General features: G+C 63.0%; 13 protein-coding genes, 4 tRNA genes, 1 pseudogene and 1 riboswitch. Of the genes and pseudogenes, 1 reads left to right on the top strand and 17 read right to left on the bottom strand.

Translation table 11 applies throughout. The features are described 5' to 3' along the window. Nucleotides 1-424: 424 nt before the first annotated feature. The 17 genes and pseudogenes from C0617_RS08085 to C0617_RS08005 all read right to left on the bottom strand — a co-directional run. A pseudogene (locus C0617_RS08085) lies at nucleotides 425-1,165 on the bottom strand (hypothetical protein); the annotation flags it as partial. A gap of 91 nt (nucleotides 1,166-1,256) precedes the next feature. Beyond that, the gene (locus C0617_RS08080) at nucleotides 1,257-3,221 is read right to left on the bottom strand and encodes a choice-of-anchor D domain-containing protein (RefSeq protein ID WP_291316509.1); all 1,965 of its coding nucleotides are present in this window, start codon (nucleotides 3,219-3,221) and stop codon (nucleotides 1,257-1,259) included. A gap of 324 nt (nucleotides 3,222-3,545) precedes the next feature. Further along, nucleotides 3,546-3,625, bottom strand: a riboswitch (cyclic di-GMP riboswitch). Between the two features lie 447 nt (nucleotides 3,626-4,072). Then, the gene (locus C0617_RS08075; protein WP_291316508.1) at nucleotides 4,073-5,146 is read right to left on the bottom strand and encodes a glycosyltransferase family 2 protein; all 1,074 of its coding nucleotides are present in this window, start codon (nucleotides 5,144-5,146) and stop codon (nucleotides 4,073-4,075) included. A gap of 424 nt (nucleotides 5,147-5,570) precedes the next feature. Then, nucleotides 5,571-8,315: a M6 family metalloprotease domain-containing protein gene (locus C0617_RS08070; protein ID WP_291316507.1), complete on the bottom strand. Its 2,745-nt coding sequence runs from the start codon at nucleotides 8,313-8,315 to the stop codon at nucleotides 5,571-5,573. Between the two features lie 775 nt (nucleotides 8,316-9,090). After that, nucleotides 9,091-10,134 (bottom strand): radical SAM protein (locus tag C0617_RS08065; protein WP_291316506.1); only part of this gene is annotated, 1,044 nt, incomplete at its 3' end. Nucleotides 10,135-10,227: 93 nt separating this feature from the next. Beyond that, nucleotides 10,228-12,453, bottom strand: a complete 2,226-nt coding sequence (locus tag C0617_RS08060; protein ID WP_291316505.1) for a PDZ domain-containing protein — start codon at nucleotides 12,451-12,453, stop codon at nucleotides 10,228-10,230. Then, nucleotides 12,450-13,286, bottom strand: coding sequence for a VanZ family protein (locus C0617_RS08055; RefSeq protein ID WP_291316504.1), 837 nt, complete (start codon nucleotides 13,284-13,286; stop codon nucleotides 12,450-12,452). Before C0617_RS08055 ends, C0617_RS08060 begins: the two co-directional genes overlap by 4 nt. 133 nt (nucleotides 13,287-13,419) lie before the next feature. Beyond that, the gene (pgm, locus tag C0617_RS08050) at nucleotides 13,420-15,072 is read right to left on the bottom strand and encodes a phosphoglucomutase (alpha-D-glucose-1,6-bisphosphate-dependent) (RefSeq protein ID WP_291316503.1); all 1,653 of its coding nucleotides are present in this window, start codon (nucleotides 15,070-15,072) and stop codon (nucleotides 13,420-13,422) included. A 296-nt stretch (nucleotides 15,073-15,368) separates the two neighbouring features. After that, nucleotides 15,369-15,456: transfer RNA gene (locus C0617_RS08045), tRNA-Ser, on the bottom strand. Nucleotides 15,457-15,519: 63 nt separating this feature from the next. Next, nucleotides 15,520-16,023, bottom strand: a complete 504-nt coding sequence (tadA, locus tag C0617_RS08040) for a tRNA adenosine(34) deaminase TadA (protein WP_291316502.1) — start codon at nucleotides 16,021-16,023, stop codon at nucleotides 15,520-15,522. 104 nt (nucleotides 16,024-16,127) lie between these two features. Then, nucleotides 16,128-16,204: transfer RNA gene (locus C0617_RS08035), tRNA-Arg, on the bottom strand. Between the two features lie 52 nt (nucleotides 16,205-16,256). After that, nucleotides 16,257-16,748, bottom strand: a complete 492-nt coding sequence (locus C0617_RS08030; RefSeq protein WP_291316501.1) for a DUF2155 domain-containing protein — start codon at nucleotides 16,746-16,748, stop codon at nucleotides 16,257-16,259. A 70-nt stretch (nucleotides 16,749-16,818) separates the two neighbouring features. After that, nucleotides 16,819-16,912, bottom strand: a tRNA-Ser gene (locus C0617_RS08025). Nucleotides 16,913-17,140: 228 nt separating this feature from the next. Continuing rightward, nucleotides 17,141-17,226: transfer RNA gene (locus C0617_RS08020), tRNA-Ser, on the bottom strand. Between the two features lie 12 nt (nucleotides 17,227-17,238). Next, nucleotides 17,239-18,510 carry a serine--tRNA ligase gene (gene serS, locus C0617_RS08015; protein ID WP_291316500.1) on the bottom strand — a complete coding sequence of 424 codons (1,272 nt, stop codon included), beginning with the start codon at nucleotides 18,508-18,510 and terminating at the stop codon, nucleotides 17,239-17,241. Nucleotides 18,511-18,585: 75 nt separating this feature from the next. Further along, nucleotides 18,586-19,158, bottom strand: a complete 573-nt coding sequence (locus C0617_RS08010; protein ID WP_291316499.1) for an HD domain-containing protein — start codon at nucleotides 19,156-19,158, stop codon at nucleotides 18,586-18,588. A 35-nt stretch (nucleotides 19,159-19,193) separates the two neighbouring features. Further along, nucleotides 19,194-20,066: an EamA family transporter gene (locus tag C0617_RS08005; protein WP_291316498.1), complete on the bottom strand. Its 873-nt coding sequence runs from the start codon at nucleotides 20,064-20,066 to the stop codon at nucleotides 19,194-19,196. Nucleotides 20,067-20,256: 190 nt separating this feature from the next. On the opposite strand from C0617_RS08005, the gene C0617_RS08000 reads away from it, so the two are divergent. Next, complete coding sequence (locus tag C0617_RS08000) at nucleotides 20,257-21,663, top strand: class II fumarate hydratase (protein ID WP_363324362.1); 1,407 nt, start codon at nucleotides 20,257-20,259, stop codon at nucleotides 21,661-21,663. Nucleotides 21,664-21,666 lie beyond the last annotated feature (3 nt).

Here is a 21,666-nt window from a genome sequence, read left to right as displayed (position 1 = left end):
ACCAATTTCACCTTGGATGCCCTGCAGGCCCTGAGGGCCGATATCGCCTTGGTCACCTTTCGCACCAGTGGCACCGGTCAGACCTTGCTCACCCTGCGGTCCAACTTCCCCCTGGATCCCTTGCGGACCCTGAGGTCCAGTATCACCAGTGTCGCCTTTGGGGCCGGTCGCGCCAGTCAGGCCAATCGGGCCCTGGGGGCCGATTTCACCTTGGATGCCCTGCAGACCCTGAGCTCCGGTATCGCCGGTGTCGCCTTTGGGGCCGGTGGCCCCGGTCTGGCCGACGGGGCCTTGAGGACCAATTTCACCCTGAATACCTTGGGAACCAACTTCACCCTGGATCCCTTGCGGACCCTGAGCTCCGGTATCACCAGTGTCGCCTTTGGCGCCGGTCGCGCCAGTCAGGCCAATCGGGCCTTGAGGNCAGGCCCTGAGGGCCGATATCGCCTTGGTCACCTTTCGCACCAGTGGCACCGGTCAGACCTTGCTCACCCTGCGGACCAACTTCACCCTGGATCCCTTGGGGACCAACTTCACCCTGGATCCCTTGCAGACCCTGAGCTCCAGTATCACCAGTGTCGCCTTTGGGACCGGTCGCGCCAGTCAGGCCAATCGGGCCCTGGGGGCCGATTTCACCCTGGATGCCCTGCAAACCCTGAGCTCCGGTATCGCCGGTGTCGCCTTTAGGACCAACAGAACCGGTCAGACCTTGCTCACCCTGCTCGCCCTGGGGACCTTCGGGACCAATTTCGCCTTGGGGGCCCGTTGGGCCGTTGCAGACATAACTCGTCAAGGCGAGATCGATCTCGCCCGGGTCGAGGATTCCATTGTCGTCGGCATCGAGGCCGAACTCAAGCTTCTTGCCGCCTTCAGCGCAGTTCACCCCAACGACCTCGTCGCTGACCGTCACCAAGCTGTTGCTCCCGTCAAGACCAGGAGGAATCACCAGATTCGTCAACCCCGAACCGTCCCCGCTGAACTTGGTCGCTGTCACGTTGCCCAAATCCGTTACCTTGAAGGTGACGCTCCCCTCGGCATTCTTCACCTTCAACCGGTCGGTTTCCGCCGCTCCGGCAAGAGCCGGAAGGGTGCAAAGTGCCACGGCCAGAAAGGTTGCTGTCAACTTCTGGATGACTTCCGTAAAGCGTTTGGTTGCTCTGGTCATCTTCTCTTCCTCCCATTCAATCTATGAATAAGTCGTTCCACAAATTCAAAATGCCGACCGCTTAACCCCGGGGCCGGTTTTCCCGGCAGTCTCACTGCAACACGATATTTTCCACGGTCAGATCCCCAGTATCGACGGTCAGGGAACCGCTTATCATGGTGTCGGTGGACTGCCCTGTATAATCGGCGTCGTAGCCGCCCCTCAAGGTCAGGGTTATGTCGCGGCCCAGGACAAGGTCTTCGGCAAATCCGGAGGTGCGGGTCTGGATCTCACCACCGCTCGTCACGGCGTCCACAGCCTCCTGCACAGTCGCATAGTAGATCGGCAAGCCGGCAGCAATCCGAACGTATGAAGCGAAAAACGCTTCAAGACCGTGGTATTCCTGGACATCGCTGAAGGCATAAGTGGTAAGAGCCCCGACCGAGACCCCGTCGACATGAACGTCATCGATGTAATAGGGCGCGGTGGGAACGATGGTGAAGGTCTCACCGCCGCCGGCTGAAACCGTAACGACATCCGGGGAGACCGTGCCTCCGGGACCGGACGCGGCGGTCAACGTGTAGAAAACGTCGGAGGAACCGCTCAGCGCAACGCTCAGAAACGGCATGTCGGGGTCGTTACTGGCAACGGTCAGAACAGAGGAACGATCCCCCGCGACCTGGGGCGTGAAGTTGACCTCAATGCCGCAGGAGCCTCCCGGGGAGACGCTCTGGCCGGAGCAGTCGTCAACGCCGAAGCTGAAATCGGAATGGCCTTCGAGGGCGAGGGCGCCGACCTGCAAGGCGCCGCTCCCGCTGTTTTGGACCGTCACTGTTGCCGAAGCCGTCTCCCCCATTGCGACCGTCCCGAAGGAAACCTCGGCGGGACTGGCTGAAATATCGGGGTTATGGCGGTGGGCGTACTTGAGGTCGCCCTCGGTGGCATCGTAGTAACTGATGTGAGGATTGCCCGAACTGTCCAGGCCCAGAGAGGTGTACTGCCCGACGTTGCTGCCGTCGAGGACCTCGGCAGAGTCCACGATCTCGGCCATCCAGGTTCCGCTGGCGTTGGTCGCGTACATCAGGTCGCCGTCATGGGACTGGTCGCTGTAGCTGTAATAACTGATGTGCAGAGCTCCCGCCCCATCGACGTCGATTGTGGTGTGCCCGGCGACGGCGCCGGAGCCATCCACAACCTCACTCTGCCACGATCCGCTTCCCGCAGGCTTCCAGGCATGGCGAAGAATCCCGAGGGAGGCGGCCTCGTAGCTGACGTGAACGATATCGGCCGAATCTATGACCAGGGAGCTGTACCAGCCGGCATCCCCATCGGTGTCGATGTCCTGGGTGGTCCAGCTGTCGAGGTTGCCGTAGGCATGCCTGAGCTTCTGATTTGCGATGTCGTAGTAGCTGATGTGGACGACCCCCGCGCTGTCGATGGCCAGGTCGCTGCACCGCCCCAGGTTCTCGCTCCCCCCCCCGTCCACAGTATAGGAGGCCCACTCGACCTCGGGGGTCTGGGGATCGTCGAGGCTATTAGTGGCATACTTCAGAGCGCCTTCGGTGGAATTGTAGTAACTGACGTGGGACCGGCCCTGCCCGTCGACGAAAATGGAGGTGTAAAGGCCGACGAGGCCGGGCGCATCGAGGACCATGACGTCCCAGGGATTGCTGAGGGTGCCGCCCTCGGTGTCCTTTTCGGCGTAGCGCAGCTGGCTGCCATTCTCCTTGTAATAACTGATGTGGATCTTCTGATCGACACCGAGCGAGGTGTGCAGCCCGGAGTTGGCGGCCCCGTCGACAACCTCGGGGATGCCCCAGACGCCCTGGGCGTCGGCGCCGGCGTACTTGAGATACCCCTTTTTGCTGTCTTCGGGATCGGCGGCAAAATAACTGATGTGGGCCCGGTCCTGGGCGTCGATGGCTATCGAGGTGTAGTGGCCGACATCTCCGGCCGTGTCCACCTGCTCGATGGACCAACCGGCCCAGGCTCCTGGGGCCCAGATCAGGACAAACAGCAATCCATACCACAGAAGGGCGCACCGAAAGCTTGCGCTGGGGGGTGAACCTGTCGTCATCATGCCCTCCCTGTTTACGATTCTTTTTTGGTGACCAGTACCCATAAAGACCCCGACTCAAACGGCACGTCCGGTGCCGATTAAAGAGCAGAACAACAGCCGGCACTCTGCACGAAGCAGAGACCCGTACTCTCCGATTGCCTCACTCCAAGGCTTTTCCAGGGGCACGACTGCCCTGGCAACGGCAACAGAAGGCGGCCACCGAGGAGTAAATGCCTTGCCTCACCGGATTCCTCCGGTTTTGCTTTTGTCGGAGGCGGCAATATCTGATTTTCGGGAAAGACCCTCCCGTCGAACGACGGAAGGCTACAGCCATCCCGTCACTTCGGCAGCCCCTCTATCCGGTTCGGACCGGACAGGTAGCTTTGTGCCACCCGGTTACCCGGGCTTTACCCCTTCGGTGACCTTTTTGTTAATGCTCTATAATGCCTGCAAAACCCATTCCAACTTTAACGGAAGCTAATCATCTTTTCCGAAAGTCAAATCTCCGACCAAGGAGATCGCCGTCACCCCGACCACGGACACCCAGTCAACGCCTTGGCTTAAGCGTAAAATCTGAATATTTCTACTCGCTAATTAAAGTCCGTTCGCAGTTAAAGATTTCTCTTTGGCGTGCCAAGACAATCTTAGGAACGATAGCAGGGAAGAAAAACAGCCCTCCGTTGCGGGGCATTTGCCCCACAGGTGGGCGAAATCCCGCTACTTCAGGCAGAAAAACCTAATACTTAGAATGGAATTGGGGATCGGGCGGGGACTGCACGGGGAAGGAACTGTTTCTGAAAATGGCGACAAAACGGGTCAAAAACTAAGGAAGGGATCATGAGCTTTGGTGCCCCGCGAAGGGCCGGGGGCTAACTCCCCGCCCCGGGAACGTCAAGCAATTCCTTGAAGCTCAGCCGGTATTGCCGCAGAAGACTGGACATCCCCCGGGACGACAGTCCTCTTCCATTTTCCAGGCGAGCCCGCCAGAGAAGGAGAGAGGGGAGCCTGGCAATCCCACCCGCGGTCCCCTTGAGGATGGCCCAGACCAACTGAAGCTTTGAGTCCCCCGCGCGAAACTCCCCGCCGGACCCCTCACCCCGGGCCACCACTCTGACCTGCTCCAGGTAGCGGAGCAGGGTGGTGAAGGGGAGCAGAAAGAGCAGGGGCAGAGGGAAATTCCTGAACGCCGCCCAGTAATGGTTGCGTTCCACGAGGTAGAGCTTGAGGGGGGAGAATCCGCCGCCGGTCTGGGAGTACTTGTGATAGACGACGGCCCCGGTGGCCAGCAGCGCCTCCCATCCCGCCCGCCGCCCGCGCAGGCCGAGGTCGGTGTCCTCGCAGTAGGCGAAAAAACGCTCGTCGAAGAACCCGACCTCCTCGATCATGGATCGCCGGTAGAGGGCGGCGCAGGCGCTCGGCAGCAGGATCGGCTCGACCCGCTCCAGGCGGAGTTCCGAAAATTTCCGCAGGCGATGAGCCCCCCGGGACATGCCGTCGAGGCAGACCTTGACCCCGAGGGAGTCGACCAGGTCGGGATCATCGTAGGAGCAGATGCGGCTGCCGACCATCCCCGCCCGGGGATTCTCGTCGGCGACGCGGACCAGCTCTTCCAGCCAGCCCGGTTCGACCCTGGTATCGTTGTTGAGGGCGATCAGGTACTCGCCGGCGGCGTGCTCCAGGGCGACGTTGTTGCCCCCGGCGAAGCCGGTGTTCTCATCCAGGGGGACGAGCTTGACCCAGGGAAAGCGCTTCCGCAGATAGTCCACGGAGCCGTCGGCGGAGCCGTTGTCCACCAGGACGACCTCGAAGTCGCGACAGGTCTGGGCTGCGAGGCTGTTGAGGCAGGCCTCGAGATGGTGTCTGCCGTTCCAGTTGACGATCAGGACGGAGGCCCTGGCTGGCTCCGTTCGGGCGGGCGCGGATTTTTGGGGATCTGATGCCATTCTATGACCGTTCGACACGTTCGATCGAAATGCAAACCTCGCGGCGGGAACCGTTACTCTGGCAAAATTCCTTGAAGGCTTCAAGGCAAATCACAGGATCGCCCCTCAACCCCTCCCTACCGGAAGCGGATTTCCTCCCCATATTCCTTCTGGAAATCGGACCCATTGAAAAAGAGCCGCCCGTGAACAGGGCGCCAAGGGCTTAAAGGGAAAAACTGAAATCTTACGGATTGTCTTCGCAGGGCGGGGGTGCGATGAAAACCAGGGCCCGTCCATTGCGAACAAGCCCCTGAAGCAGAAGGGGAACGCTTACAGCCTGCTCCGCGTCCCATACAAAGCCGGGGATGCTGGAGCGCCAACAACCTTTCAGGTCGAGATAAAGGCTTTTCAAACCGGCGAGGCCCCCAAAAGGGCCCCACCGAAGCTACTTAATTCTGATTTTCTCCAACTTAACCCTTCCGTCTCGCACGGTCAGTTTTCCGTCGATCACCGTCTCCGAGGGGTTGTCACCGAAATCACAGCTGTACCCGCCCTGAAACGTTAAGGATTTGTCCTGGTCAAAGACGAGATCCTCGGTAAACACCTGGTCTTTCAGCTTGATTATGCTGAAAGAAGATGCCCCCGCATAGGCCGAGGCAATGTCCGAATAGTAACTGGAATGGCCTCCGATCACCAAAACCGGCGGATATGCATTGACGGTTATCGACACCGTGGCGGCGTTGGAGGTCGCCCCCTGGTCGTCGTCGACGGTGTAGGTGAAGCTGTCGGGGCCGGAATAGCAGCCGGCTGCCGTGTACCTGACCGTCCCGTCGCCGTTGTCCACAACCGAGCCGTGGCTGGGCTGGGTCTCGGCGACCGAACTCTGGTCCAGGGAGCCGTCCGGGTCGCTGTCGTTGGCCAGGATGTCGATCGTCACCGAGGCGTTCTGGTAGACGCTGTCGGAATCGTCCACCGCCGTCGGCGACTCGTTCGGCAGACTGGTGCTGCTCAAAAGGACATGCTGGAGGAGATCCTCGGAAAGCGACTGGAAGGCCACAGCGTTGCTCCAACTCTTGTAGGAGCGACCAGAAGAGGTTCCCGAAGGCTCCAAAGAAGCCCAACCATTGCCGGAAGGGCCCGATATCTCGAGGACCATGACGAAATAGGACCCCGGCAGAGTGCCAAGGTCGAAAGGCGTACTCAGAAGAAAACGGTTCCATCCCTGCTGAGCGACAAAACCGGTCTGGGTATGTTTGAGAAGACCTAAACTGCCCCCCGCAATGCTGTCATAGAGGTAAAAATCGACGCTTGTCGCCCCGGCCTCCCAGGCGTACACCTCAAACCCGTCCAGAGTGTCCATGCCGGTGTCGTTGGAAAAAAGGATGGCCGTCCAAATTGAGCCGGCATATCCTGTTGCGCTACTCAACCCCCCGTCATCGTATCCCAGCCAGTCTCCAAGGGAGAGTGCCGCCGGATGAAAATCGGCGGAGATGTTGGGCGCCGCCGCATCGTCAATGCTCTCCACGGATATCCCGGTGACGCTGCCGGAGTAATCCCTGGCGTTGGTGGTGCTGTCGTCGTCGAAGGTCAGGTTGGCGCTCGTTCCGGGGAAGGGATCTCCTGCGTCTCCACTGTTGTCTTCTGCGTCCAGGTGTATTTGACCATCTGCGGATTCGAGGTCTACGAGCTTGTGGGTCTCGTCGTCGTTCTGGGTCGAAACACTCGGGTCGATGTGCCAGACCATGAGCCCCTCGCCGGGCAGTCCAGCGTCGAATCCGGCCTGGTTGCGGTTGGCCACCAGGAAGTGCTCGCCGATGCGGTAACGGTCGATCCAGAGTCGCTTGACCGAGGCAGCGGTGCTGGCGGGCAGGACGGTCTGGTCGAGGGCGGTCGTGGCAATATCGTCGGGGACCACCATTTCAGTTACAACTTTGGAGTAAGCACAGAGATGCGCGGGGGAGTCCCCGGAGTAGGGAGGAGCATTGGCCGAATCGGTGTTCCAACTGCCCGCCGCCATAAGCCCCCAGCCTCCAATCCCTTCGGAACCGCCGTCCCGGTCGTACAGGTCGGGCAGGCTGAGCATGAGGTGTCCCAACTCGTGGGCCATGATACCGATGGTGGCCTGGTGCGCCTCGTCCTCGCCCGTCCTGAAGTGACGCTCGCCGAACATGGCGTAGGGCTGGAGAGAGACGCCGTCGAGAACGACCGGTGATGCCGTCACATACTGGTGTCCCCAGACCCGGGGCGTCTGTGCTGAAGCGCCGCCGTAGGCGTTTTCGTACCCGGCGAGGATGATGACGATAGAGAGTTCGGCGACGCTGACCGCACCGCTCTCATCGGTGTCATAGGCCGAATAGTCGATGGAAGAGTCGGCCGCGAGGATGGCGTCGGCGGCGATGGCCTGGCAGGAAGAGAAGGTTTGCCCCGGGTTGGGGTGGGCATAGCCCAGGGTAACGGCGACGATGCCGTCGTTCAGCGTCCCTTGGCTTTCGCTGGCGGGAACCACGGTGAAGTTGTCGTAGGAATTTTCCAGGAAGTAGTCCTTGACGCTGCCGCTCGCACCGTACATCAGGTCCTGAAAACTGGCGTCGCTGTAGTCAAAAGAGATATCGGTGAAAGAGACCAGGATGGTCAGCACCGGCTGATCGACCACCGCGGGAGTCGCGGGAGCGCCTTGGGGCGCCTCGGGCGAGGAGGCCAACGGCGCCGGGGACGGCGAAAGCTCCGCCCCGGGCGAAAAGGCCGGGGCGCCCTGCGATTCCGCGGGAGAGGCGCCGGACGATCTCCCCCCCCCCTTCAGGGACTTCGGGGACTTGAGCTTTCGCGGAACCCGCTTCTGGAACCGGGACTCGTCGACGGGGGGGCGCAGGTGCTTGGTCAGGGAACCCCGCGGGTCGACGGCGGGCCTCCCCGGGGCCGAGGGGATGTAGACCTTGTGGGTACCGGCCACCAGTTTGCCCTCGGCGTCCTTGGCGGCATAGTGCCAGTCCCGCTTGTCCTTGCGGACGATCGTGTACCCGTCGAGAGTCTCCGTCCAGCTGGCGTACTCGTCCCCCCTCGGGCGGGCCTTGAAGGTCGAACCGTCGGCCTGGGTCAGGGTCACCTCGATCGGCGCGACAGGGGCCGCCCAAGCGAAAGAGCACCCGATGAAGACACCAAGAATTGTTCCGACAAGCAAGCGAGCGAGCATCCTGCCCCCCTCTTTCGAACTGGTTTGAGGCCTTGCGGCCCTCTCTATTTACCCTCGATGGACCAAACCCCTGGGACCCTTCCCCCTCGCGTCATGCCCAAATTCGGCACCAGACTGCCCTTTTTGGGCAACGGCGCAGGAAAAACACCTGGGGATAAGAGGTTACGGGGTTTCGGTGTGTGTTGCGTAAGAATATGCACGATCCGGACCATGGCTTAAAAAGGTTCAATACTGAACCATCCCCGCCCCAAGGCCTCCCGTATTCTTCGGAAAAACGGGGCGATTTCTTAAGATCGAATCGCCATCGCGCCAAACCCGCCCCCGTAAATACAGGCGAAGAATATCTCCGGAAAAACGGCTAAATGGCCGCACGTTCCGGCAGGGGGGGCGTCGGACACCACAGGGCGCGTCAGCTCCTTCCGGCCCGGCCTCAGCCCCCCCGTCCCCCTCCCACCGACTTCAGGAAAGACCGGAACCCCCTCCACAGCGCCCCGGCCATGGCGGGATTCCTCGCCAGCCGCCCGAGGTAGTCGGCGAAGACGGCAGGGCGCAGGTAGAAGCGGCGGGAGAGATCCCGCTGGGCCTGCTCCAGGTCGTGCCGGGTCAGGCCCCGTGGAACGAAGACGGCGTTGAGCAGGTTGAGCTTGGCCCAGTCGTCGTCGAAGGTGCCGAATTCGTCGGCGCGGTCGTAAAGCTCCGTCCCCGGGAAGGGGGTGAGCATGGTGACGCTGATGTCGTTGAGGGGCAGCTCCAGGGCGAAGTCCAGTGTGGCGCNCTTGGCCATGATCCCCGCCTCGCGGGTCCAGGCGATCGCCTGGCGGATCTGGTCGAGGGTGACGCGCTTGCCGATGGTGTTGAGGATCTGCTGGTCGCCGCTCTCGATGCCGAAGCTGATCTGCCAGCAGCCGGCCTTTTTCATCAAGGCCAGGTTTTCGGAGGTGACGTGATCGACCCGCCCCAGGCAGGACCAGGAGATCCCGAGGTCGAGTTCGATAAGCCGTTCGCAGACCTCCCGCAACCGCTTCTTGAAGGTGACGAAGGTATCGTCCTCGAAACTGAATTCCCGGACCCCGTATTCGTCGTGAAGTTTCCGGATCATGTCCACGACGTACTCGGTCGAATGGGCGTGGCAGTGGGAGCCGAAGATCGAGCGGTCGCAGAAAATGCACTCATTGGGGCAGCCGCGCGAGGTGACCAGGGAGGCGGCGGGGAGCTGACGGGTTTTGAAGGGCGCCGGGGCGTAGCGCCCGGGAAAACCTTCCAACAGATCGAAGGCGGGAAATGGCAGGGTGTCGAGGTCCTCGATGTAGGGGCGGCGATCCGTTTCGCGCAGCTGCTCGCCGTCGCGGAACAGGATTCCCTGGACCGCTTCCAGCGGGGTCGCATTTTTCAGTACCTGGAGCAGCTCGGCGATGGTCGCTTCCCCCTCGCCTTGGACGGCGATGTCGAAGGCGGGAAAACGCTCCATGGTTTCCCGGGGAGCGGCGGAGAGGTGGGGGCCGCCGATGAGGACCTTCAGACCGGGGAACCGCGCCTTGGCCCGGTCGGCGAGGGAGTGGGCGTGAAAGATGGAGAGGGTGGTCGAGGTCAGGGCGAGAATGTCGGGGCGGTGCTGCCCGATTCTTTCCAGGGTCTCGTTCTGGGAGAGACCGAGGGCCGACGCTTCGAGAACCGCCGCGTCGAAACCGGCTTGGCGGGCCACGGCCGCAAGGAGCAGGATGCCCAGGGACGGGGCGTCACTGCCGGCTCCGGCCAGGTCGCCATAGCGTTCTTCAAGGGTAATGGGGGGAGTGGCGAAAACGACGTTAATGGGTCCCAATAGTCAGTGGTCAAAAAGAATTCTCTACCATGGATACCATTACATCAGGATTCCGGTGCAAAAACCAGCCTTAATGGCCGGCCATGTCATAAACTAGGGCTCGCGGATGGTGATTCCCTCCGAAGGTTTTTTCACCCCGATCCGCAAGAGTTCTCCCCCCAGGGGACGCTCCGCACGGTCGCCCTTCGGTTCCAGGTCGATCCAGACCCCCATGCCCCGGGCCTTTTCGGCGAAAGCCTGCCCGGAAGAGCAGGAATAGGAATCGTCCCCCTGAAAATCGGCCAGGATTCCTATCGCGTCGGAGGTCGCTGCGCCCTGCACGAGGGCGCCGCCGTGGTAGCTGTCCCGGCCCTCCGCGTCCCGAAGGACCCCCAGGCCGAAGTCGTGCCCCATCCCCTGGGCGACCCCGAAGGAGGCGTAGTAGGAGTCGTCGCCGGTCTCGTCGAGCAGCACCCCGACCGTGGCATGGATGCCCGCCCCCTGGGCGTAGCGGCCGGCGAGGTAGCGGTCGTCGCCGCCCAGGTCCCGCAGGATGCCGAGGCCGAAGTAATAGGAGGCGCCCTGGGCGAAATAGTCGGCGGAGTAGGTATCGTCCCCACCCAGGTCGAGCAGGAGGCCGCTCCCCCCCGAGGCGCCCTTTCGCCCGGCTCCGGGGCGCAGCCCCTTGCCGAAGCCCTGCCCCATGCTGACCGTGTGTTTTTCGGGGTCGCGAAAGTCGGGGCGCAGCCCCCCCAGCCGGTAGGCGTCGTCGCCGCCGCCGTCTACCAGGGCCCCGGCGCCGCCGAAAAAGCCGAGCCCCTGACCCTCCAGGCCGCACAGGTAGCTGCTCGGCCCCTCCCCGGCAAGGAGAAGCCCGAGCCCGACCTGCCCCACCCCCTGGGAGAGGCGGCGGCTCTCGAAACGGTCCCGCCCCCCGGAATCGAGCAGGAGGCCGAGGCCGAAATGGCCGCTCCCCTGGCTGCCGTCGAGGGCCCGGTAGATGTCGTCCCCGGCCAAATCTAGCAGAAAACCGCCGCCAAGATAGCCCGCCCCCTGGGAGACGTGACTGCCTGCGATGTAACGGTCGTCCCCTCCCCAGTCGATCACCACGGCGACGGGAATCCCGGGACGGCTCCCCCCGGCGTTGTTGAGATAGAGGTCGTCCCCCCCCAGGTCGAGGATCAGGGCCGCATCGGCCGGGTAGACGTTCGGACCCCGGCCACCGACGATCACCGGGCCGGCGGCGGTTGGGGCCTGATAGAGGATCTCCCCTTCGGCATCGGCGAAGCGCCTCCCCAGGTCCGCACGCAGGCTCTCCAGGGCCTCCGGGTTGAAGGCGGCGGCCAGCGGCGCCAGGGCGCCGAGCAGACCTTCCGGCCGGAGTTGAAGAGAGGCGTCGAGGAGCGCGTCCCACGCCTCATGCTCCCAGGGAGCGAGCCCGTGTTGTCTCAACACCGACAACTGCGCCTCGGGAAGCCGGTCGAGTTCGGCCTTGACCCAGTTTCTTGCCCGGCCCAGGAGAGCCAGGAGGGACTCCAGGGAAAGCTCCTTCGGGGGAAGAGGGAAGGCAGGACCGAGCCCCGCCATGGCACCCAGCCCCGCCAGCAACTCTGGCAGCCGCCACTCCCCGGGGCGCGCCGCGGCCGCCAGCGGATCGGTCAACGCCTCGGCAACGGCGGCCGAGCGCAGGGGGTGGCGCATGAAGTGGGTCACCTCCGGGTTTTGCCAGGGGTTTCCCCGTCCATCGGCGAGCCCGCCGGGGTTGTGGACCACGCTGATCCGCTCGCCCAGCCCGGCCCGGATCTCCCCAAAGACCTCGCCGAGGCCCTGCCGATGCAACTCCTCCGCCAGCAGCGAGCCCCCCTGCGAACATGCCCCCGGCCCGGAATGATCCGCCTCCGGGGGGTCGTAAACGGGCCGCAGCCCCAACGTAACCCGCAGGGTCAGACGCTCCCCGCCTCGCAGCAGGTCCAGGTCCAATGCGTCGCCGGCCTCCCGTTCAGCGACCAGGTCGCGAAGAGGCAGTCCGTAACCTTCGGCCCTGCAAATCGCCTGGCCGCCCAGAGCCAGAAGGATATCGCCCGGCATCACTCCGCCGCGCTCGGCGGAAGAGCCTGCGAGAACCGTCTCAACGGAGCTCGGCTCGGGACAAACGAAGGGGGAAGGCAGGGATGTGGTTGCCTCCGGGCGATAGGTCACCCCGAGATAAGGCTGTTCTTTCTTGGCCGTTGCAGGCGCCTGCGGCACGTGCCAGAGCCGGCAGTAGGACGCCCCCCAGGCCGATGGCAAGGGCCAAGAGAGTGCCGCCCCCAGCAGGCCGCAAAGGACAAGCTTCCTCATCGCTCCCCTTTCGCCGCCGAGCGGTCCATGCGGCTGAAGAACAGGAGCAGCAACCCAGCCAGGGCCAGCCCCTCCAGGGGGTGCAGGACATGGTAGGTCTTGCCCCAGGGCAGCTCCACCCAGAAATGCTCCGGCGCCGGGGCCCTGCTGAGCAGGAGCGCCCCGCTGCCGCCGTCGGGGCCGGGGTAGGCCCGGATCAGGCCGCAGCTTGCGAGAAGGACGGCCGCAACTGCCGAGAGGATCATCGCCCCGACAATCCTCCGCCCGCCGCCGGCGGCAAGGCGCGGAGGCCGGGGAAGGTCTGCGAGGAGAAAAATCGCCACAACGCCGAGAGCGCCGCCGGCAAGGTTAAGAATGACGTCGTTGAAATCGAAGTAGACCGTCTTCAGGTCCCCGTAAAGAACAAAGTACTGGTAGGCTTCGTCTAAGGCCCCGAGGAGGGTGACGTAAAGGACCGTTCGCCCGAAACTGTGCGTCAGGGCATAGAGGGGGAGCGCCAAAAGGGCGTACTGAACAAAGTGGACGCTCTCGACGTTGGTCACGAAAAGGGCGTTGTAGGAGACCGCCGCCAGCAGGACCGCCGTCCCGGCATACAGGAGTCCCCCTTCCCGATCCGGCCTTCCCTGCACTGCCCGCAAGAGAACCAGTCCGAACGCCGCAAGGGAGAAACACCAAAAGATGGTGATGGCGCCGTTGAAAATCTCGCGGCTGAGCCTTCCGGTAATCCAGTCAGCGACATCGGAGAAGGGCAGGTGGCCGAAAACCACGCCCAGGAAATACCCCCCGGCCAAAAGGCCGGCCAGCCTTTTGCGTTTTGACAGCCAATCCACCATAGCCCGAGAATACTGAGATTACTGAGATTCTGTCAACAGGAGAGAATTCCCAGGAGAACGCCCCCCCCTGCATCGCACCCACCCCCCCTTTTTGTTCTCACATCCCATGTTTTGAGGAGTTGGAAACTCTTGGCTACGCCCCTGCGGCCTTGAACGCCTCGCTGACGATCGCCTTGGCCTGATTCTGAATCTGCCTGAGATGTTCCTCGCCCCTGAAGGACTCCGCATAGATTTTGTAGATATCCTCGGTGCCCGAGGGGCGAGCGGCGAACCAGCCGCTCTCTGTCGTGACCTTGAGCCCGCCTATCCCGGCGCCATTGCCGGGGGCATTGGTGAGCTTGGCGATGATCGGTTCGCCGGCAAGGGCGTCAGCGGTAATCTGCTCGGGCGATAGTTTACCCAGGACTGTCTTTTGTGCGGGGGTGGCTTCGGCATCGATTCGGGCGTAGACGGGGGCTCCGAACTTCTGCACCAGATCCTGGTAGTGCCGGGCGGGGTCGCGCCCGGTCACCGCGGTGATCTCGGCCGCCAGCAGACAGAGGATGATCCCGTCCTTGTCGGTAGACCACACGGTACCGTCCTTGCGCAGGAAGGAGGCGCCGGCGCTCTCCTCACCGCCGAACCCGCAGGAGCCGTCCACCAGGCCGTCGACGAACCACTTGAATCCGACCGGGACCTCCGAAAGGGTGCGTCCCAGGTCGGCGGCCACGCGGTCGATCATCGACGAGGAGACCAGGGTCTTGCCCACCGCGGCGTCGCTGCGCCAGCCGGTGCGATGGCTGAAGAGGTAGTTGATCGCCACGGCAAGATAGTGATTGGGATTCATCAGCCCCGCCGACGGAGTGACGATGCCGTGGCGGTCGAAATCGGGGTCGTTGCCGAAGGCGATGTCGTATTTGTCCTTGAGTTTGATCAGGCCCGCCATGGCGCTCGCCGAAGAGCAATCCATGCGGACCTTGCCGTCCTTGTCGACGCACATGAAGCTGAAGGTCGGGTCGGGGTGGCCGTTGATCAGCTCGATATCGAGGCCGTACTTTTCCGCGATCGGTTTCCAGAATCCGAGGCCGGAGCCCCCCAGGGCGTCTGCGGCGATGCGCAGGCCGGCCTTTTTGATCGCGTCCATATCGATGACATTGGAAAGGTCGTCGACGTAAGGGGTGACATAGTCGTAGGGCACCGTTGAGGGCGCGGCCAACGCCTGCTCATAGGGGAAGCGGTGGACCCCCTCCAGTCCCTGTCGCAGGTAGGTGTTGGCCCTGTCGGCGACCGTAGAGGTGACGTCGGTGTCGGCCGGGCCGCCGTTGGGCGGGTTGTACTTGATGCCGCCGTTATCCGGGGGGTTGTGGGACGGGGTGATGACGATGCCGTCGGCGAGGTGTTCCTTCCTGCCCCGGTTGTGGGTAAGGATGGCGTGGGAGATGACCGGCGTGGGGGTGTATTCGAGGTCCTTGGCGATGCGCACCTCGACCCCGTTGGCCGCCAACACCTCCAGGGCGGTGGCGTGGGCCGATTCGGAAAGGGCGTGAGTATCCATCCCCAGAAAAAGGGGCCCGTCGACTCCCGCGTCTTTGCGGTAGTCGCAGACCGCCTGGACGATGGCGAGGATGTGATCCTCGTTGAAAGAGCACTTTGCCGAACAGCCGCGGTGGCCCGAAGTGCCGAAGGAGACCAGGTTTGTTGCGTCACTCAGATCGGGGTGCCGGGTGTAGTAATCGCTGATAAGCCTGGGGATATTGGGAAGGATCGATTTCGGTGCCGGTTGACCTGCCAGTGGGTGAAGCGCCATGCTGCTTTCTCCTCCAAATGAATGAATTTTTCGATGGGCCTACCTGCGCCGTCAAACTGGTAAGCTTAGTGGACCCAAGGATTCTGTCAAGTCAGGTCAGGTCAGGATAACCGGGCTGCCTGGTAGGGTTAGAAAAGGAGGAGAAACACGATAGACCTGCTTACGCCTACACAGGAAGCGGTTGACCTTCGACCAACAAACACTTCCACAATATTTATCCACCTCATACCCAAAATCAAGGATTCTGCATAAACAAAGGGCTTAGCCGATTTTGGCTAAGCCCCTGTTTTTGTTAATGGCGGAGGGGGTGGGATTCGAACCCACGGTACCTTGCGGTACAACAGATTTCGAGTCTGTCACCTTCGACCTCTCGGACACCCCTCCGAAATCACCTTTTCTTTTCGCGCGCTATCCTACCCTATCCCGTGGCCACTTGCCAAGCAGCTTTTATTCATCTTCGGTCCCACCGCCTTTGGCCCCCTTCTTTCGAGCGCGCAATTCCTGAAAAAACCCGCTGAGCACGGCACTGCACTCGTCGGCAAGAACCCCTTCGGTGACCGCGACACGGTGGTTGAAGCGGTCGTCGCGGGAAAGGTCGTAGATGGAACCAGCGGCGCCGACGCGCGGATCTCGGCAGCCGTAGACCAGTCGCGGGATGCGGGCCAGGATGATTGCGCCCATGCACATGACGCACGGCTCGAGGGTGACGTAGAGGGTGCAGTCGAGCAGGCGCCAGTGGCCGGTCTGGGCCGCGGCCTGGCGGATGGCGATCATTTCCGCGTGGGTGGTGGGGTCGTTGCTGGTCTCGCGCAGGTTGTGGGCGCTTCCGATCACCACCCCGTCCTTGACCAGCACCGCGCCGATGGGCACCTCGCCGATCTCGGCGGCGGCGCCGGCTTCGGCCAGGGCTTGCCGCATGAACTTACGGTCTTGCTCGACGGTCACGTCCACCGGAAACCTCCCGGAGCCGTTGCCCCTTCGTATGCACTGGGCGCAATCGCAAAGGGACAACAGAAAAGGGCCAGGCACTGGGCCTGACCCTTCTGTGTTTTAAATGGCGCGCCGCGGAAGATTCGAACTCCCGACCTTCTGATCCGTAGTCAGACGCTCTATCCAGCTGAGCTAGCGGCGCAAAGAAGAAACACAAGTTTATCGCTGAAACCCCCCTCGATGTCAACCTTTTTTTAGCTCGAGGCGATAAAGTCGACGAGGGAGAAGCTGTAGCGGGGGTGCTGGAAGGCGTGGGTGCCGGGGTACAGGCTGAACAACCAGCCCGTGAAGACCTCCTCACCGTCGATGCTGATCGCGATTTGAGCTGCCGGGTTGCGGGTCTCGTTGGAAGCGGAGGTCATGGTGGTGCCGTCCATGATAAAGGCCGGCAGGAAATTCTCCACCCTTACCGACAGCTTGGACTCGCCGACCTGAAAGGCGGACCCGATCTCCACCGTGTAGACGTCCTCATTGTTGCCCTGCTTGTCGAGGACCGCGATCCTGACCGCCTTCCATTTCCCCCGGACCGCTTCAGGAACGATCACGCGGGGTTTTTTGGTCTCGGCGGAAACGGCCTTCGGCGCAGCCGGGGCGGGAGCCGGGCGCTCTTCCTGCTGATTGCAGCCGGAAAGAGCCGACAGTGCCGCGGCCAAGAGCAGAGCCATGTACCACGCCATTCTGGGCATCGATTCACCTCGCGGACGTCTTATATTGAGGTATTGCAGTGATTCGCTCCTGCCCGGTGAGAAAAATGAATGGCGGAGAGGGAGGGATTCGAACCCTCGGTACGGTTTTACGCCGTACACTCGCTTAGCAGGCGAGCGCCTTCAGCCAACTCGGCCACCTCTCCGTTTTAATGCAATATTCAGTTTTGGGGTCAAACTCGCGGGGCCTTCCGGCCTGCTGCATATATGATCTGGCGGAGGAGGTAGGATTCGCCCACTTCGTCGCGAACATCACGTTCGCTCCTGCGTCGGCTCCCCTTCGCTCTCTGCCGCGGGCATCCCTGCCCGCTCTTCAGCCGCAGGCTGCGCTCACTGCGCTTCGAATCCTTCCAGCCTGCAACATATATATGATCTGGCGGAGGAGGTAGGATTCGAACCCACGGTGCTTTCGCACAACGGTTTTCAAGACCGCCGCCTTAAGCCACTCGGCCACTCCTCCGTGGAAAGCGTCCTAGCCGCCGATCCGCTCCAGCCCGCCCATGTAGGGCTTCAGGACGTCGGGAATCAGCACCGAACCGTCCTCCTGCTGGTAGTTCTCCAGAATCGCCACCAGGGTCCGGCCCACGGCCAACCCGGAACCGTTCAAGGTATGGACAAATTCGGGACGGGCCCCCTCTTCCCGGCGGAAGCGGATCGCCGCCCTGCGCGCCTGGAAGTCCCGGAAGTTGGAGCAGGAGGAAATCTCCCTGTATGCGTCCTGCCCGGGCAGCCAGACCTCGATGTCGAAGGTGCGCGCCGCGGAGAAGCCGATGTCGCCGGTACACAGGTCAACCACCCGGTAGGGCAGCCCCAGGCGCCGAAGCACCTCCTCGGCGTCGGCCAGCAGCTTCTCCAGCTCGGCGTCCGAATCCTCCGGCCGAACGAACTTGACCAGCTCCACCTTGTTGAACTGGTGCTGGCGGATCAGGCCGCGGGTGTCCCGCCCGTGGGAACCGGCCTCCTTGCGGAAGCAGGGCGTATGCGCCGTGTAGCGCACCGGCAGGGCGGCCCCCGGGAGGATTTCGTCCCGGTGGATATTGGTTACCGGAACCTCCGCGGTAGGGATCAGGAAGTAGTCCACCCCCTCTGTATGGAAAAGATCATCCTCGAACTTGGGGAGTTGTCCGGTCCCCGTCATGGATTCCCTGTTTACCATAAAGGGAGGCAATATTTCAATATATTTGTGCTCCCCGGTGTGGAGGTCGAGCATGAAATTGATAAGGGCTCTCTCGAGGCGCGCGCCCGCCCCCTTGTAGAGGGCGAAACGGGCGCCGGTGAGCTTGCCGGCCCGTTCAAAATCGAGAATGTCGAGGCTCTCGCCGAGGTCCCAGTGGGCCTTCGCCTCGAAACCGAAGGCCGGGACATCTCCCCAGCGCCGAACCTCGCGGTTCTCCTCCTCGGAGGTGCCGACCGGGCACTCCTCATGGGGCAGGTTGGGGATGGTCAGAAGGAGGTCCTGGAGCTCCTCCTCCACCGCCTTCAGCTCTTCGTCGAGGCCCTTGATGCGGACGGAAACCTCTTTCATGCGGGCGATCTCGCCCTGCACCTGACTCTTGTCCTTGGTCTTGCCGATGACGGAGGAAACTCGGTTCTTCTCCGCCTTGAGCGACTCGGTCTCGCCCAGGAGGTCCCGGCGCTGCCGGTCCAGATCGCGAAAAGCGGAACAGCTCACCGCCTCCCCGCGGGCGGCCAAGCGCTTCTCCGCCTCATCCAGGTTGTCGCGCAGGTATTTCAGGTCAAGCATGGGCCCTCACACGTTTTTTCTTACAGCAAGCGGGCATAACTAGTAGCACTTCTGCCCCCGGCCGTCAACCCGGTTTCAGCGTGTCCCCTTGACCCACCAGTCGCTGTCGTCGTCGAACCACCAGCGGGAGGAATCGGTGGTCCAGATCGTCTCCGCCAGGCGCTTGGCGTCCTCCGTCCTCAACCGGCGCACGGCGAAGGGATACCACTCGTCGGCGTTGCGGTTGCCCAGATCCTTGTACTCCTTGAGGGCCAGGATCATCTCCAGCTGGTCGGCGTCGTGGGCAATGAGGGCCTCGCGGCTCTCGCCGGCGGAGAACTCCTCCAACGCCTCACGGTACTCGTCCCCGAAGGGCAGGGTGCGGGCCAGGTCCTCCACCGCCTTGCCCTCGTTGGCGGTGACGTATTTTTTGTTGACGTAGTTGAGGTCCCCCATGCGCGCTTCGGGGATGTCGTGGAAAAGGCAGATCTGCAGAACCCGGCCCACGTCGGCCTGATCGTCCATCTTGGCCAGGGTGTAGCCGATGACCGCGGTGCGGAAGGAATGCTCTGCCACCGACTCGGCCCCCGAACCGAGGAACTGGAAGCCGGTGCGCGGGGTGCGCTTGAGCATCCCCACCTCGAAAAAGAAGTTGGCCAGGCTTTTCATAACGGACCCTATTCTCCCCCGAGCGGAACTGCTCGTCAGCCCATGCGCATCAGAAACACTCCGCCCAGGATCAACGCGGCGGCGGAGAACCGGATCCGCCCGCAGGCCTCCCCGAGGAAGAAAACCCCGATGATGACCCCGATCAGGAGGCTGACCTGACGCGCCGGAACGGCGTAACTCACCGGGGCGAGGTTGAGCCCGGAGCGAAAGGTGAGAAACGATCCCATCATCACCGGGCCGGAGAGCAGCACCAGGTGGCGACTGCGGCGCCACTCCCGCAGGACCCGGCCCCGGTAGCGGGGCCGCAGCAGGTTAACGGTCATGAACAGCCACATGCACATGACCAGCACGTAGGTGAAGTAAAAGGGAGGATAGGTGCTCACCCCGGTTTTGTCAATCACCGCCCCCACCGAATAGATGAAGCCGGCGGCCAGGGCGGCCTGGACCGAAGGGTCGCCCAGGTTGCGAAATGGGCGCAGCACCTCCCCCGGGGAGAACTGCCGGAGCTGCACGCTGTAGGCACCGACCAGCACCAGGAGGATGCCGAGCCCACCGGCGAGAGAGAGCTTCTCCCCGAGCAGCAGGACCCCCCACAGGGGGACGTAGACCATGGAGGTCTGGGCCAGGGGGTAGGTCAGGGACAGGTCCCCGTCCCGGTAGGCGCGCCCGTTGAACAGGTGATAGAGGACGAAGCACCCCCCGCCGGCCGCCCCCAGCAGCAGCACCCGGGGAGAGGGAGGAGGAAAGGGCCCGGGCAGCAGGGGCAGCATCAGGTTGAGCATTCCGCCGGAGGCGACGAACATCCACCAGATGAAGACCGTCTTGTCGCCGCTGCGCTTGACCAGCAGGTTCCACAGGGCGTGCATCAGGGCTGAGAAGAGGATCAGGGACAGGGCATGGCTACTCATGGCGCCACATTAACAGATGACGCATAAATTAGCGATAGTAAAATTAGGTAAAAAAAAGTTAGCCACGCTGAAATCACTCTCTCCGCTATTGACAGGAAAGGTCAAATTGCTATTTTCAAAGGGGCCCCGGCAAGGCCACAGCGGCAAAACGGCCGCCCGCCAGACCAACGCCCTGAACTGCGGAGGCACCATGACGGCCAAGCGCATCGAAAAGGATTCCATGGGGGAGATGCAGGTCCCCGCCGAAGCCCTCTACGGGGCCCAGACCGCCCGCGCGGTGGAGAATTTCCCCATCTCGGGGCGGCGCTTCCCGCGCCCCTTCCTGCGCGCCCTCGGCATGATCAAGGAGCACGCGGCCCGGGTCAACCTCGGACTGGGCCTGCTCGACCGCAAAGTCGCCCTGGCAGTCATGGAGGCCGCCGAAGAGGTGATCACCGGAGAGCTCGACGAGCACTTTCCCCTGGACATCTTCCAGACCGGCTCGGGCACCAGCACCAACATGAACGCCAACGAGGTCATCGCCAACCGCGCCGCGCAACTGCTCGGCGGCCAGGCCGGCGAGCGCTCGGTCCACCCCAACGACCACGTCAACCTCGGCCAGAGCAGCAACGACGTCATCCCCACCGCCCTGCACATCGCCGCGGCGACGGAGATCCACCAGGCCCTCGTCCCTGCCCTCTTCGCCCTGCAGGAGGCCCTCGGCGAGAAGGCGCTGGAGTTCGACGCCATCGTCACCATCGGACGGACTCATCTGCAGGACGCCACCCCGGTGCGCCTGGGGCAGATCTTCTCGGGCTACGCCCGCCAGGTGTCGCTGGCCATCCGCCGCCTGGAGGGGGCGGTCGAGGGGCTCCAGGAGCTGCCCCTGGGCGGCACCGCGGTCGGCACCGGCCTCAACACCCACCCGGAGTTCGCCAGCGGGGTCATTGAAGGGATAGCCGAGGTTACGGGCCTCTCCTTCCGCGAGGCGGTGAATCACTTCGAGGCCCAGGGCGCCAAAGACGCCGCGGTGGCGGCGAGCGGGGCGCTCAAGGGCTGCGCCGTGGCCCTGTTCAAGATCGCCAACGACATCCGCTTCCTCGGCAGCGGCCCGCGCTGCGGCCTGGGCGAACTGCTCCTGCCTGCGGTCCAGCCCGGCAGCTCCATCATGCCCGGGAAGGTCAACCCGGTCATGGCCGAGAGCCTTCTGCAGGTCTGTGCCCAGGTGGTCGGCAACGATGCCGCGGTCTGTCTCGGCGGCCTCTCCGGCAATTTCGAACTCAACGTGATGATGCCCGTGATCGCCCACAACCTGCTCGAATCGACCGAACTGCTCGCCGGGGCGAGCAACCAGTTCACCCGCAGGTGCCTTAAGGGTCTGCAGGCCGACCGCGAACGCTGCGAGGCCCTGGTCGAGCAGAGCCTCGCCATGTGCACGGCCCTGGCTCCGGCCATCGGCTACGACCGGGCGGCCGGGATCGCCAAGCGGGCCTACGAAACGGGGAAAACTGTGCGGGAGATCGCGCGGGAAGAGAAGGTGCTGCCGGAAGAGGAACTGGAAAGGATTCTCGACCCCCGCCCCATGACCGAACCGGGAGTGCCGGGCAAGACGCGGTAAGAG

Source organism: Desulfuromonas sp. (assembly GCF_002868845.1).
Classification (GTDB): domain Bacteria; phylum Desulfobacterota; class Desulfuromonadia; order Desulfuromonadales; family BM501; genus BM501.
Note: the sequence above shows the minus strand (reverse complement) of the source record. Positions and strands in the feature narration are given on the sequence as shown.